Below are 14,320 nucleotides of genomic sequence, written 5' to 3'. Positions count from 1 at the left end.
GGGGGAAGGCCCCGGGTGTCGACGGTAGCGGGTGGGGCGAGGCCCTTCCACCACCGCCTTCGGCGACGGTCCCCCTCTCCATGATATGGGGAGGATTACAATGCAGACCCGCCCGACGCTCGGCTTCGCCCAGCTCTGGAACATCTCGTTCGGTTTCTTCGGCATCCAGATCGGTTTCGCGCTCCAGAACGCGAATGCCAGCCGTATCTTCCAGTCGCTCGGCACGCCGATCGATCAGCTGGGGCTGATGTGGATCGCAGCCCCGCTGACCGGGTTGCTGGTTCAGCCGCTGATCGGCCATTATTCCGACCGGACGTGGGGGCGGCTGGGGCGTCGGCGACCCTATTTCCTGATCGGCGCGATCCTGTGCACCTGCGCGCTGTTCTTCATGCCCAATTCACCGAGCATCCTCGCTGCGGCGATCACGCTGTGGATTCTCGATGCATCGCTCAACGTGTCGATGGAGCCGTTCCGGGCTTTCGTCGGCGACATGCTGGCGCCCCGGCAGCGACCGGCGGGCTATGCATTCCAGACGTGGTTCATCGGCGCCGGCGCGGTCGTCGCCAGTATCGCGCCCTACGTCCTGGAAAACGTGTTCGGCGTAAGCAACGTGGCACCGGCGGGGCAGGTGCCCGATGCGGTGCGCTACGGCTTCTATTTCGGCGGGGTGATGTTGTTGATCGCCGTACTGTGGACGGTGCTGACCGTGCGCGAATACAGCCCGGCGGAATTGGCGGCGTTCGGCGAGGATACGGCCGAAACCGACGACGCCGCGCCGATGGTCGTGCCGGCACGCGGCCCGCTGTGGATTGCAGGCGGTGCCGTCGTCGCAGCGCTGATCGCATGGGCGGAGAGCAGCGGCGCGCTGGAAAGCGGCCGCGAGGCCTATTTCGTCGCGGCGGGGATTGCGCTGTACGGCGTCGCGCAGATGGTGTCGGCAGCGCTGGTGAGGGCAGGGCGCGGCGACAATGTGCTCAGCCACATCATCGGCGACCTCGCCACCATGCCCGACACGATGCGGCGGCTGGCGCTGGTGCAGTTCTTTACCTGGGGCGCGCTCATCATCATGTGGGTCTATACGACACCGGTGATCGCGCAGCAGGTGTGGGGGACGATCGATCCCGCGTCGGACGGATATAATCAGGCCGGCAGCTGGGTGGGGGTGCTGTTCGCGATCTATTCGGGCGTCGCGGCGTTGGCGGCGTTCGCGCTGCCGGTGCTGGCGCGGTCGATCGGCGCGGCGCGGACGCACATGCTGTGCCTTGTGATCGGGGCGGCGGCCTATATCGGCATCTATGCGACGCACGACCGGATCGGGATGATCGTGCCGATGGTCGGCATCGGCATTGTCTGGGCGTCGGTGCTGACCATGCCCTATGTCCTGCTGGCCAATGCACTGCCGCAGCGCAAGCTGGGCGTGTATATGGGCATCTTCAACTTCTTCATCGTCCTGCCGCAGTTGATCGTCGCGACGGTCATGGGTGGCGTCATCAAGACGTGGTTCCCCGCCAACCCGGCCTATACGATGCTGGTCGCCGCAGCGGTGATGGCGATGGCGGCGGTAGCGATGCTGCGGGTGCGCGAACCTATTCCAGCGTGACCTGCCGGGCGGGGCGGTCGATCCGGATCGTCGCCCCCTCCAGCCGCAATTCGAACCCCGGACAATCGGGTGCTTCCCAGTGCTTGGGCGTCATCGGTTGGCCATCGAGCGTCAGCCACGTCGCCTGATCCGGCACGGCGGGATCGTACACCGCCGGCCGCGCACGCCGCCAGCGCGCCAGTTCGGCGACATGCTCCTCCATCGCGATATCGCGCGCTGCCCAGTCGACCCAGCCGATTGCATTATCCTGCGCATAGGCGTTGTTATTGCCACGCTGGCTGCGGCCGAATTCGTCGCCTGCGGTGAGCTGGATATGTCCGCGCGTCGCGAACAGCGTCGCCAGCAGCGCGCGCAGATCGGCATCGCGCGCGGCGATGATCGCCGGGTCGTCGCTCGGCCCCTCGACGCCGTGGTTCCACGAAAGGTTCTCGCCATGGCCATCGCGATTGTCCTCGCCATTGGCATGGTTGTGGCGATCGACATGCGCGACGAGGTCGGCAAGGGGGAAGCCGTCATGTGCGGCGAGGAAGTTGACGCTGCGGGTCGGCGAGCCGAAGATGTCGCCCGATCCCATCAGCCGCGTAGCGAGCGTGCCCACACTGCCGTCACCCCGCCAGAAGCGGCGGACATCGTCGCGGTAGCGGTCGTTCCATTCGAGCCAGTCTGAAGGAAAATTCCCCAGCTGATAGCCGCCGGGTCCGATATCCCATGGCTCGGCGATCATCACCCGGTCGGCGAGGATCGGATCGGCAGCGATCGCGGCGAAGATCGGTGCATGTCGGTCGAACCCCGGCGAGCGTGCGATGACCGGAGCGAGGTCGAACCGAAAGCCATCGACGCCCAGCGATGCGAAATGCCGCAGCGATGCAAGGATAAGGTCGCGGACCCCCGCGTCGCCGGCATCGATTGTGTTGCCGGTACCGGTATCGTTGATGAGGCTGCCGTCGGGGGCATGCGCATAGCTGCGATTATCCAGCCCGCGCAGCGACAGGATCGGGCCATCGCGGTCGCTTTCGCCGCTATGGTTGAATACCAGATCGAGAATGACGCCGATTCCCGCCGCATGCAGCGCCGCGATCGTGTCGCGCAGTTCGGCGATCCCGCCGGGCGCGAGGCCGGGATCGATCGCCATCGGAACCACCGGGTTGTATCCCCACGCGTTAGTCAGGCCGAGCGGCGGCAGATGGCGTTCGTCGATCCACGCGACGATCGGCATCAGTTCTACCGCACCGACCCCGATCTTGGTCAAATGCGCGACGACCGACGGATGCGCGAGCGCCGCGATCGTGCCGCGCTGCGCCTCGGGCACGTCGGGATGGAGCATGGTGAAGCCGCGAACGTTGAGTTCGTAGATCGGGCGCGCCGGATCGATCCGTGGCGCTTCGCGCGGGACAAGCGGCGTTTTGCTGGGCACTATCGACCGAGGGACGATCGCGGCGGTATCGGCCCCACGGATCGTCAGAGACGGATCATAGATGAAGCGTCGGTCCAGCTCGACGGCATAGGGATCGACCAACAGCTTGGCGGGATCGAACCAGCGCCCGTCCTCCGGTGCCCAATCGCCCTCCGCCCGATAGCCATAGCGTTGCCCCGGCCCGACGCCCGGCACGTCGGTCGCGAACCAGTCGCCTGCACGCACCATCGCTACACGGCGTTCGTCGTCGCCGTCGAACAGACACAGCCACACCGCCGCCGCGTCCCTCGCGCGCACGGCGAAGCGGGTCCCACCGGGGATAGCGCTGGCACCCGGCGTCATGCGGCGATCAGGCTGCGATACAGTTCGGCATAGCGCGCACCGCTGCGTTTCCACGAGAAATCGGCGCGCATTCCCTGTTTCTGGATCGTCGTCCAGCAATCCGGCTGGGCATATAGTGCCATCGTTCGGCGCAGAGCGTGATGGAGCCCGTCGGGCGTCACCGCGGCGAACTGTACGCCGGTCGCGACCCCCGCTGCCACCGCCGCCTCGTTCGCATCGATCACCGTATCGGCCAAGCCCCCGGTCCGGGCGACCACCGGTACGCACCCATAAGCGAGCCCGTAGAGCTGCGTCAGCCCGCACGGTTCGAAGCGCGACGGGATCAGGATCGCGTCGCCGCCGCCCTGCAACAGGTGCGACAGCGCTTCGTCATAACCGATCCGCACCCCGACCCGCCCGGCATGGCGGGTGCGCGCGGCAACGAATGCCTGTTCGAGCGCGGCATCGCCCGATCCGAGCAACGCCAGCCGTCCGGCCATCGCGACCAGCGCGTCGAGGCCGTCGGCGAGGACGTCCATCCCCTTCTGCCAAGTCAGCCGGCTGACGACGATGAAGATCGGGCCATCGCCGGGTTCGAGGTCGAACGCGGCCTCGACCGCGCGCTTGTTGACGCGACGGCGCGACAGGGCGCGGGCGGTGTAGCGGGCGGGGAGCGAGGCGTCGGTCTCCGGCGACCAGATCGCCGGATCGATACCGTTGACGATACCGCTGACCCGGTCGCGCCGTGCTTCGATCAACCCCTCCAGCCCCATGCCGAACTCGCCGCGGCGGATTTCCTCGGCGTAGCTGGGGGAAACGGTGGTGATCGCGTCGGCGGATGCGAGGCCGGCCTTCAGCAACCCGACGCCGCCATAATATTCTACACCGTCGAGCGCGAACGCCGCTTCGGGCAGGCCCAGCCCGGGGAATACCTTCGCATCGTAGCGGCCCTGAAAGGCGATATTGTGGATCGTCAGCACGCTCGGCACGTCCGCGCCGTCATAGCGTAGATAGGCCGGCGCCATCGCACCCTGCCAGTCGTGCGCGTGGAGCAGGTCGAACGCGGGGGCGAGGTCGGCGGCAGCCCGGCCGAGTGCTGCGAAACGCCGCCAATTATCCTCCCAGTCGAGCCCGGTTGCGTCGGCATAGGGGCCGCCGTCCCGCGCGAACAATTCGGGCGCGTCGAGGACCAGCAACGGATGGCCGTCGATCGTGCCGGGAAGCAACCGCGCAGGCGTGCCGAGCAGGTCGTCCCAGCGACGGACCGGCTTCGCCTTGCCGAGATGTTTCAACACCGATGGATAGCCCGGGAGGAGCGTCGTCGTCTCTACCCCATGCGGTGCGAGCGCGGCAGGGAGCGCTCCGACGACATCGGCCAGTCCGCCGGTCTTGACCAGCGGATAGGCCTCGGAGGCGACGGAGAGGACGCGCACCTAAGTCCTCCCCGCTGCGCGGGGAGGGGGACCATGCATAGCATGGTGGAGGGGCAGTGCCCCACGCGCTGCGGTGGTGTTTGCGGCCACCCCCCTCCACCGTCCTGCGGACGGTCCCCCTCCCCGCGCAGCGGGGAGGATCTGCGCCACCATTCTCAAACCTCCAACCGGTCGATCATCGGCTGCGTGATCAGGCAAATTCCCCGCTCGGTCCGCCGGAAACGGTGGCCGTCCATCACCGGGTCCTCGCCGACGATCAGTCCGTCGGGGATGGTCACCCCCGCATCGACCACGCACCGCGTTAGCCGCGCTCCGCGGCCGATGCGGGTCATAGGGAGGATTACGGATTCGTCGATATTGCTGAAGCTGTGCGCTCGTACGCCGGTGCTGAGCAGGCTGCGATGGATGCTCGACCCGGACACGATGCAGTTACCCGACACCAGGCTCGACACCGCGCAGCCGCGACGGCCATCCATGTCATGGACGAACTTGGCCGGCGGGGTGATCTCCGAATAGGTCCAGAGCGGCCAGGTGCCGTCGTACAGGTCCAATTCGGGCACCACGTCGGTCAGGTCGATATTCGCTTCCCAATAGGCGTCGACCGTGCCGACGTCGCGCCAGTACGCCCGCGGTTCTTCGGGGCTGCGTACGCACGATGCCGAGAAGCGGTGCGCCTGCGCATGGCCGTGCTTCACCAGCCACGGGATCAGGTCCTTGCCGAAGTCGCGGCTCGAATCCTTGGTATCGGCATCGCGACGCAGTTCGTCGAACAGCAGCTTGGTGTTGAAGACATAGATGCCGAGACTGGCCAGCGCGCGGTCGGGTTGCCCCGGGATCGCCGGCGGATCGGCGGGCTTCTCGACGAAATCGATGATCCGGTCCTGCGCATCGACATGCATCACGCCAAAGCCGACCGCCTCCATCCGCGGCACTTCCATGCACGCCACCGTCACGTCGGCACCGGTGTCGACATGCTGCTGGAGCATCAACTCATAGTCCATCTTGTAGATATGGTCCCCGGCAAGGATGACCATATACTCGGGACCATAGCTCTGGATGATATCGATATTCTGGAACACCGCGTCGGCGGTGCCTTCATACCATTGGAACTCGCTGATCCGCTGGCTGGCGGGAAGAATGTCGAAGCTCTCGTTGCGTTCGGGCCGCAGGAAGTTCCAGCCGCGCTGCAAATGGCGGATCAGGCTGTGCGCCTTGTACTGCGTCGCCACACCGATGCGGCGGATGCCCGAATTGATCGCGTTCGACAGCGCGAAATCGATGATCCGGCTCTTGCCGCCGAAATAGACGGCGGGCTTGGCGCGGGTGTCGGTCATCTCGAACAACCGGCTGCCGCGTCCGCCCGCCAGAACATAGGCCATCGCGTCGCGCGCCAATGGTTGTCCCCGCCGTTCCATGCCTCTCTCCCCGTCTTATTCTTCGTATCGAAACCACAGCGTCGCGAGCGGCGGCAGGGTCAGCACAACCGCGCCATCGCTTGCCTCCACAACGCCCAGATTGCCGGTTCCGCTGCCGCCATAATCGGACGCATCGCTGTTCAGCACCTCGCACCAGCGGCCGCCCTGCGACACCGGCACGCGATACCCTTCGCGGGGGACGGGGGTGAGGTTGCTGACTACCAGCACCGGCGGTTCGCCCGGCGCATGGCGTTCCCACGCGAACACCGAGTTGACGGCATCGTCGACCACCGCCCATTGGAACCCGTCGCCCTCGCAATCGCGCGCATGCAGCGCCGGGGTCGATCGATACAGCCGGTTGCAATCGCGGATCAGCGTCGCGACCCCACGATGCGCCGGCGCGTCCATCAATTCCCAATCGAGCGCGCGTTCCTCCGACCATTCGCGGCGCTGCGCGAACTCCTGTCCCATGAACAGCAGCTTCTTGCCCGGATAGCCCCACATCAGCGCGTAATAGGCGCGCAGATTGGCGAATTTCTGCCAGTCGTCGCCCGCCATCTTGGTCAGCAGCGACCCCTTGCCATGCACGACCTCGTCATGGCTGAGCGGCAGGACGAAATTCTCGCTGAAGGCGTAGGTCAGGCCGAAGGTAATTTCGTTGTGATGATGCGAGCGATGCACCGGCTCGCGCGCCATGTAGGCGAGCGTGTCGTGCATGAAGCCCATGTTCCATTTGAACCCGAAGCCCAGGCCCCCTTCATGCGCGGGTTTCGATACGCCGGGCCATGACGTCGATTCCTCGGCAACGGTGAAGAAGCCGGGATGTTCGCGGTACACCGCACGGTTGGTGTCGCGCAGGAAGGCGACCGCCTCCCAATTCTCGCGCCCGCCCGCCTCGTTGGGAATCCATTCGCCGGCCTTGCGCGAATAATCGCGGTACAGCATCGATGCGACCGCATCGACGCGCAGCCCGTCGACATGATAGCGCTCGGCCCAGAACAGCGCGTTGTTGACGAGGAACTGCGACACCTCGCGCCGCCCGAAATTATAGATTGCGGTGTTCCAGTCGGGATGGAAGCCGAGGCGCGGGTCGTCATGTTCGTAGAGCGCGGTGCCGTCGAACCGCGCCAGCCCATGCGCGTCGGTCGGGAAATGTGCCGGCACCCAGTCGAGCAGCACGCCGACCCCCGCCTTGTGCGCGCCATCGACGAACCGCGCGAAGCCGGCCGGATCGCCGAACCGGGCCGACGGTGCGTAAAGCCCGGTGGTCTGATATCCCCAGGACGGGTCGTAGGGATGCTCGCTGATCGGCAGGAATTCGATATGGGTGAAGCCCATATCGACGACATAGGGGATCAGCCGGTCGGCAAGGCGATCCCATGGCAGGAACCAGCCATCGTCGTCGCGCTGCCAGCTGCCGGCATGGACCTCGTAGATCGAAATCGGCACGCGCCGCGGATCGACCGATGCCCAATGATCGCGATGCGCCGCGTCGCGCCAGTCATGATCGAGCGGCGCGGCGGTGCACGATGCGGTGGCGGGGCGCAACTCGCTTTCGAAGGCGAAGGGATCGGCCTTGTGCGGCAGGCGCTGGCCATCGGCGCCGATGATCGCGAATTTGTACGCCTGTCCGGGGCCGACATCGGGCAGGAAGATTTCCCATACGCCGACATCGCCGCGCCGTCGCATCGGGTGGCGCTTCGCATCCCACATGTTCCAGTCGCCGACGACGCTGACGACCTGCGCATTGGGCGCCCACACCGCGAAGTGCATCCCCTCGGCACCCTCGTGCCGGATCGGATGCGCGCCCAGCTTGTCGTGCAGGCGCAGGTGCGTTCCCTCGGCCAGGAGGAAGTCGTCGGTGGGGCCGAGAACCGGGCCGAACGAATAGGGGTCCTTGACCCACCATTCGCCGCCCCCGCCACGCGCATAATACCAGAGCGGCTGGGGCGGGGCGTCGATCGTTCCCTCGACGATGCCGTCGCCGACCGGACGCAGTTCGCCGAGCACCTTGCCCGACAGGTCGTGGGCCAGCACCTTCTGCGCGCCGGGCAACCATGCGCGTACGAACGTGCCGTCGGGGCCGGCATGGGGGCCGAGCAGGGAAAAGGGATCGGCGTGACGCCCACCCAACAGGGCGTTGATGGCGTCGTCGCCGGGGCTCACATCACCTTCCAGATGTCGCGGGCATATTCGCCGATCGTGCGGTCGGACGAGAACCAGCCGACCCCGCCGACGTTGCGGATCGCGCTGGCATTCCATCCGGCACGGTCGCTCCAGCGGGTATCGACCTGTCGCTGTGCCTGCGCATAGCTGTCGAAATCGGCACAGCACAGGAACCAGTCGCTGGTTTCCAGCCCGTCGATCAACCCGGCATAGCGGCCGGGCTCGTCATGGCTGAATACCCCGCCCTTGATGGCGGACAGCGCCTGTTGCAGCTCGGGCGATGCGGCGATCGCTGCCCGCGGGTCGTATCCGTTGGCGCGCTTCTCGGCGACCTCGTCGGCGGTCAGGCCGAAGATGACGATATCGTCGGCGCCGACATGGTCGCGGATTTCGACGTTCGCGCCATCGAGCGTGCCGATGGTCAGCGCGCCGTTCAGCGCCAGCTTCATGTTGCCGGTGCCCGATGCCTCCATGCCGGCGGTGCTGATCTGTTCGGACAGGTCGGCGGCGGGCATGATGAGTTCGGCGAGCGAGACATTGTAGTTCGGCACGAACGCCACGCGCAGCAGCCCACGCACCGCCGGGTCGGCATTGACCCGCCGCGCCACGTCGTTGGCCAGTTTGATGATAAGCTTGGCGTTGTGATAGCTCGACGCCGCCTTCCCCGCGAACAGTTTTACGCGGGGAGTCCAGTCGCGGTCGGGATGGCTGCGAATCTGGTCGTACAGCGCGACCGTTTCGAGGATGTTGAGCAGCTGGCGCTTATATTCGTGGATGCGCTTCACCTGCACGTCGAACATCGCATCGGGATCGAGCCGGACGCCCATTAGCTCCCGCAGATGCTGCGACAGGCGGACCTTGTTGGCGCGCTTCACCTGCTCGAACCTCTCGCGGAACGCGGCGTCGGCCGCGAAGGGTTTCAGGTCCGCCAGCTTCGTCGCATCGTCGAGGAAGCCGTCGCCGATCGCCTCGCGGATCAGCGACGTCAGCCCCGGATTGCTTTCGAACAGCCAGCGGCGCGGGGTGATGCCGTTGGTCTTGTTGTTGATCCGGTCGGGATAGAGCCGGTGCAGGTCGGCGAACACCGTCTGCTTCATCAGGTCGGTATGCAGCGCGGCGACGCCGTTGACGCTGTGGCTGCCGGTGAAGGCGAGGTTCGCCATCCGCACCCGCCGCTCACCGCCTTCGTCGATCAGGCTGATCGCGGCGATGGCGCGGTCGTCCTGTCCCTGGGTCCGCGCCTCGCGCAGCACCTTCGCGTTGATCGCATAGACGATCTGCATGTGGCGCGGCAGCAGGCGTTCGAACAACGGCAGCGGCCAACTTTCCAGCGCCTCGGGCAGCAGCGTGTGGTTGGTATAGCCGAACGTCGCCTTGGTGATCGTCCACGCGCCGTCGAAGTCGAGCGCATGGTCGTCGATCAGGATGCGCATCAGTTCGGCGACCGACACCGCCGGATGGGTGTCGTTGAGCTGGATCGCGGCCTTGTCGGCCAGGGTGCGGATGTCGCCGAAATACTGGACGTGGCGGCGGACGATGTCCTGGATCGAGGCGGAGGAGAAGAAATATTCCTGCCGCAGCCGCAGTTCCTGTCCCGCCGGGGTCGAGTCCGCCGGGTACAGCACGCGGACCAGCGTATCGGCGCGGACCGACGCCGCCAGCGCGCCTTCATGGTCGCCGGCGTTGAACCGGTCGAGCCGGATCGGATCGCGTGCGCGGGCAGTCCACAGCCGCAGCGTATTCACCCGCGCGCCGCGCCAGCCGATGACCGGCGTGTCGACCGCAATCGCCTCGACGCTCTCGCCCGGCATCCAGTGGATGTCGCCATTCTCGTCGCCGACGACTTCGCCGCCGAAGCCGATGCGGTACGCGCTCTCGCGGCGTTCGAACTCCCACGGATTGCCGTGCCGCAACCAGTTTTCGGGCAGTTCGACCTGCCACCCGTTGTCTATCCGCTGCCGGAACATACCATTCACATACCGGATGCCATAGCCGTAGGCCGGCAGGTCGAGGCTGGCGAGGCTCTCCATGAAGCATGCGGCCAACCGGCCGAGGCCGCCGTTGCCGAGCGCGGCATCAGGCTCCTCGCCCTCCAGATCGGCGAGATCGACGCCCAGCGACGACAGGGCCTCGCGTACTTCATCGGTGCGCGACAGGTTCGCGATCGCATCGCGCAGCAGCCGGCCGATCAGGAATTCGAGGCTGAGATAATAGACCCGCTTGGCCCCGGCGGCATGTGCTTCCTTGCTCGACGCCATCCAACGTTCGATGATGTCGTTGCGCACCGTCAGGATCGTCGCCGCCAGCCAGTCGTGCGGCAGCGCGGCTTGACGGTCCTTGCCGATACGATGGATCAGCGTGTCGAGGATGGCGTCGGCGAGCGGCGGCGTGGGGGTGGCGACGGGAAGGGCAGGCTGGGTCACGCAGGTTCCTAGATGCGGGTCGCGACCGACAGTATCGATTGTCGAACGCTTGTCACGCGCAATACGTATGCGTGAACCGCGTCGTTCCGGTGACATAGTGAAAGTCGTGCGCGTGGTACCGCTAGAGCCCGTGCCGCCTTGCCCAATCGAAGAACAGCCCGGTCCATGGCGCCGGCTTGCCGTCCAGTGTGACGCCGAAGCCGTGGCCGCCGATCTCGGGCAGATACGCCTCGGCCGGTACCTTCGCCCGGCGTAGTGCCGCGAGCAGGGCGAGGCCGTTGTCGACGCTCACCACCCGGTCGTCGATCGCGTGGGCGATGAAGGTCGGCGGGCTGGCGGGCACGATACGGGCATCGGTGCGATAGCGCAGGGCGACGTCCGGCGCCGGGCTGGCGCCCAGCAACTGGTCCTGCGATCCCTTGTGCGTGCCCGGAACGCCCATCAGCGCGACCGGATAGAGCAGGGCGGCGGCGCGCACACCAAGTGGCTGGGCATCGGCGGCATCGACCGCGCGATAGGTCTCGTCCCGGCGATAGGCGAGCATCGCCGCGAGGTGCCCGCCGGCGGAAAAACCCATGACGCCGATCCGGCCGGTGGCGACGCCGTTTGCCTTCGCCTCCGCCTTGATCAGGCGCAGCGCGCGCTGGGCGTCCTGTAACGGCGCATCGGGACCGGCGGCCCACGGGTCGCCGGGCAGGCGGTATTTCAGCAGATAGGCGTGATAGCCGCGGTCGGCGAAGAACTGCAGCAGCGCCCGCCCGCCATTGCCGATCGCGACGCGCAGATAGCCGCCGCCGGGGATCAGCAGGATCGCTGCGCCATTGGGCTTGGCCGGCGCGATATGCGCCAGCGTGGGAGTGCGGACGTGGAGGAAGGCGGTGTCGTCCTTCGGTCCGGTCGGCGAACGCGGGATTTCCTGTTCGGGAACGGTGACCTTCCCGCCGCCGGGTGCCGCGCCCGGCCAGATCGAGCGGAAGGCGAGGGGGGTGGCGCCCGGCTGGGCGAAGGCGGGTAGGGTGGTCGCGATGCCGAGCACGACGCTCGCGCCGAGCAGGGTGCGGCGGGCGATCTGGTCTAGCGACATGCCGTGCTTCCCAGCGGCGTCGCCCGCGTCAGGTCGGGCCGCACCTTCGCCACCTTTGCCGCGACCGGCAGGCCGGTGCGCGCCAGATCGGCGGCGATCAGTTCCGCCACGCCGCGCGCGCCGAGTTCGCTGAAATGGGTGTCGTCGGTGATGCCGTTCTTGAACCCCGGCCAGCGGCCCGCCGGATAGTGGAGGAACAGCGCCTTCGAAGGTTCGACCCCCTTGCCATCGACCCAGCTTCGCGACGATGCTTCGAGGTCGATAAGCTGCGTGCCCGTCGTCGCGGCGATATCGCGTACCACCTCCGACCATGCCGCGAAATCGGCCTTGGTCTTGCCGTTCGGCCCGAACGACCGCCGCGTGACCGGGGTGATCAGGATCGGCGTCGCACCGTGCCCCTTCGTCTCCCACACCATCCTGAGCAGATTGTCGCGGTAGAGGGTGGCAGCGGGGGCATAGCGTTCGGGCTTGTTCTGGCTGGCGTCGTTATGGCCGAACTGGATCAGCACGACGTCGCCGGGTTTAATATCGGCCATGATCTTGTCCCACCGCCCCTCGGCGATGAAGCTCTTGGTCGATCGTCCGCCCATCGCGCGGTTTTCGACCTTTACGTCGCCGGTCAGGCCGCAGGGCAGCATCTGACCCCAGCCGGTCTGCGGATAGCGGTCCTGCTTGTAGGTCTGCGCGGTGGAATCGCCGGCGATGAAGATGGTTTCGGCCGCCGCCGGCGTCGCCGCCAGCAGGGCAAGGAGCGTCGCAACCTTCCTCACTGCAGGTTCACGAACATGCCGCCATCGACCAGCAGCGCCGCGCCGGTGACATAGGCCGCCATGTCGGAAGCGAGGAACACGATCGGCCCGACCATGTCCTCAGGCTGGCCCAGCCGGCCGAGCGGCACGCGGCTTTCCATGTATTTGCGCTTTCCTTCGTCGGCGAGGTCGTCCTTGTTGATTTCGGTCAGGATCGTGCCCGGCAGCACCGAATTGCAGCGGATGCCATGCCGCCCCAGCGCGATCGCGGTCGACTGCATCAGCGAATGCACCCCCGCCTTGGTCGGGGTATAATGCGTCTGCATCTCGCCGCCGACCAGCGCCGAGATCGACGACACCGCGACGATCGCGCCGCCATCGCCCTGCTCAACCATCTGCCGCGCCGCCGCCTGGCACATATAATAGGCGCCGTGTAGGTTGACGCGCAGCGTTCGCTCCAGCGTTTCCGCCGGCATGTCGAGGAAGCTGTGGAATGGGCAGATGCCGGCATTCGACACCATCACGTCGACCCGGCCGAACTCGGCCACCGCCCTTGCTACGAAATCGCTGGCGGTCGCCGCTTCGGCGACGTCGCCCTTGATCGCCAGCCCGCGCTGGCCGGTCGCCTCGATCGCGGCGATGCAGGCATCGGCGTCGGCATCGCGGCTGTGATAGTTGATGACGACGTTCGCGCCAGCTTCCGCCGCGCCGATCGCCGCCGCGCGGCCGATGCCGGTCGATGCGCCGGTTACCAATACGGTCTTGCCTTCCAATAGCTTCATCGCGTCCTCGACCCTATCGTTTGCGGCGTTTTTGCAGCGCCTGTGTTTCGGGGGACCAGCCCAGATCGCGGCTGATCCGTTCGGCGGTGCTGCGGACGTCGACGCTGAGCGTCGTCATCCGGGCGTCGTCCATATATTGCGCGGCGCTCGACACGCTGATCGCGCCGACGATCCGGCCCGACGCATCGCGCACCGGCGCGGCGACACAGCGGATCAAATCCTCATTCTCTTCGAGATCGTACGCATGACCGTTCGCGACATAGCCGCGCATACGCTCCATCCACGTATCGAAGTCGGGACGGCGGGTGCCCGGCGGATGCTCCGCCTCGAAAATCTCGACCCAATGTTCCTCGGGATCGTCGAGCAGCAGCGCCTTGCCGAGGCCGGTCGACGACAGCGGTTGGCGATCGCCGATCCGGCTGGAGATATCGACCCGCCGCCGCCCCGGAATCTTGTCGAGATACAGCGCCAGATTGCTGTCGAGGCGACCGAAATGGACGGTATCCTCGGTCTGCGCCGCCAGTTCCTCGATCCGCGGGCGCGCGATCTGGACGATGTCGGCCTGCCCTTGCGCTAGGAAGCCAAGCTGCAACAGCTTGGGCCCCAGCAGATAGCCCTCGCGCGGCAGGAAGGTCAGGAAACCCCGATCGATCAATGCATTGGCCAGCCGGTGGGTGGTCGACCGCGTCAGCCCCATGCGCTGCGACAATTCGGCCAGCTTCACCGGGCCGTCGATCACCTGGTCGAGCAGATCGAGCCCGCGGACGAGGGTCTGGCTGCCCTGCACCTTGGCCGTAGCCTTGGCCTCTGGTTCGGTGCCTTCCGGTGATTCTTCGTTTGACGGTATCTGTCTCATCTAGTAGCATCCTATCCCATAAAGTGAGAAAGTAAACCAGTCGGAGCGGATGTTCGCGGGTTTTCCCCGCACGGGGG

General features: G+C 66.5%; 10 protein-coding genes. 1 reads left to right on the top strand and 9 read right to left on the bottom strand.

What is annotated here, in order from left to right:
• Positions 1 to 100: 100 nt before the first annotated feature.
• Positions 101 to 1,600 carry an MFS transporter gene (locus MF610_RS06510; protein ID WP_242194064.1) on the top strand — a complete coding sequence of 500 codons (1,500 nt, stop codon included), beginning with the start codon at positions 101 to 103 and terminating at the stop codon, positions 1,598 to 1,600.
• On the opposite strand, the gene glgX is transcribed toward MF610_RS06510, so the two are convergent.
• The 9 genes from glgX to MF610_RS06465 form a co-directional block, all read right to left on the bottom strand.
• On the bottom strand, positions 1,587 to 3,356 hold the full coding sequence (glgX, locus tag MF610_RS06505; protein WP_242194062.1) for a glycogen debranching protein GlgX: 1,770 nt from the start codon (positions 3,354 to 3,356) through the stop codon (positions 1,587 to 1,589). The genes MF610_RS06510 and glgX overlap by 14 nt on opposite strands.
• Positions 3,353 to 4,768 carry a glycogen synthase GlgA gene (gene glgA, locus MF610_RS06500; protein ID WP_242194060.1) on the bottom strand — a complete coding sequence of 472 codons (1,416 nt, stop codon included), beginning with the start codon at positions 4,766 to 4,768 and terminating at the stop codon, positions 3,353 to 3,355. Before glgA ends, glgX begins: the two co-directional genes overlap by 4 nt.
• A gap of 155 nt (positions 4,769 to 4,923) precedes the next feature.
• Positions 4,924 to 6,183: a glucose-1-phosphate adenylyltransferase gene (gene glgC, locus MF610_RS06495; protein WP_242194058.1), complete on the bottom strand. Its 1,260-nt coding sequence runs from the start codon at positions 6,181 to 6,183 to the stop codon at positions 4,924 to 4,926.
• Positions 6,184 to 6,198: 15 nt separating this feature from the next.
• A complete protein-coding gene (gene glgB / locus MF610_RS06490; protein ID WP_242194056.1) occupies positions 6,199 to 8,349 on the bottom strand; it encodes a 1,4-alpha-glucan branching protein GlgB in 2,151 nt (716 codons plus the stop codon).
• On the bottom strand, positions 8,346 to 10,772 hold the full coding sequence (locus MF610_RS06485; protein ID WP_242194054.1) for a glycogen/starch/alpha-glucan phosphorylase: 2,427 nt from the start codon (positions 10,770 to 10,772) through the stop codon (positions 8,346 to 8,348). The genes glgB and MF610_RS06485 overlap by 4 nt, the downstream gene beginning before the upstream one ends.
• A gap of 121 nt (positions 10,773 to 10,893) precedes the next feature.
• Positions 10,894 to 11,856 (bottom strand): alpha/beta hydrolase, encoded by a 963-nt coding sequence (locus MF610_RS06480; RefSeq protein ID WP_242194052.1) that lies wholly within the window; start codon positions 11,854 to 11,856, stop codon positions 10,894 to 10,896.
• On the bottom strand, positions 11,847 to 12,626 hold the full coding sequence (locus MF610_RS06475) for a rhamnogalacturonan acetylesterase (RefSeq protein WP_242194050.1): 780 nt from the start codon (positions 12,624 to 12,626) through the stop codon (positions 11,847 to 11,849). The genes MF610_RS06480 and MF610_RS06475 overlap by 10 nt, the downstream gene beginning before the upstream one ends.
• Positions 12,623 to 13,387 carry an L-rhamnose 1-dehydrogenase Lra1 gene (locus MF610_RS06470; protein WP_242194048.1) on the bottom strand — a complete coding sequence of 255 codons (765 nt, stop codon included), beginning with the start codon at positions 13,385 to 13,387 and terminating at the stop codon, positions 12,623 to 12,625. Before MF610_RS06470 ends, MF610_RS06475 begins: the two co-directional genes overlap by 4 nt.
• A gap of 13 nt (positions 13,388 to 13,400) precedes the next feature.
• Positions 13,401 to 14,243 (bottom strand): IclR family transcriptional regulator, encoded by an 843-nt coding sequence (locus tag MF610_RS06465; RefSeq protein ID WP_242194046.1) that lies wholly within the window; start codon positions 14,241 to 14,243, stop codon positions 13,401 to 13,403.
• Between the last annotated feature and the right edge of the window lie 77 nt (positions 14,244 to 14,320).

Source organism: Sphingomonas hankookensis, assembly GCF_022664465.1.
Classification (GTDB): Bacteria; Pseudomonadota; Alphaproteobacteria; order Sphingomonadales; family Sphingomonadaceae; genus Sphingomonas; species Sphingomonas hankookensis.
The sequence above is the reverse complement of the archived record's forward strand: the minus strand, read 5'-3'. Positions and strand labels throughout refer to the sequence as shown.

Excerpts from the sequence above, each read along its gene's own strand:
- MF610_RS06470 (WP_242194048.1), bottom strand. The coding sequence starts at position 13,387 with ATGAAGCTATTGGAAGGCAAGACCGTATTGGTAACCGGCGCATCGACC.
- glgX (WP_242194062.1), bottom strand. The coding sequence starts at position 3,356 with ATGACGCCGGGTGCCAGCGCTATCCCCGGTGGGACCCGCTTCGCCGTG.
- glgC (WP_242194058.1), bottom strand. The coding sequence starts at position 6,183 with ATGGAACGGCGGGGACAACCATTGGCGCGCGACGCGATGGCCTATGTT.
- MF610_RS06510 (WP_242194064.1), top strand. The coding sequence starts at position 101 with ATGCAGACCCGCCCGACGCTCGGCTTCGCCCAGCTCTGGAACATCTCG.
- MF610_RS06480 (WP_242194052.1), bottom strand. The coding sequence starts at position 11,856 with ATGTCGCTAGACCAGATCGCCCGCCGCACCCTGCTCGGCGCGAGCGTC.
- MF610_RS06465 (WP_242194046.1), bottom strand. The coding sequence starts at position 14,243 with ATGAGACAGATACCGTCAAACGAAGAATCACCGGAAGGCACCGAACCA.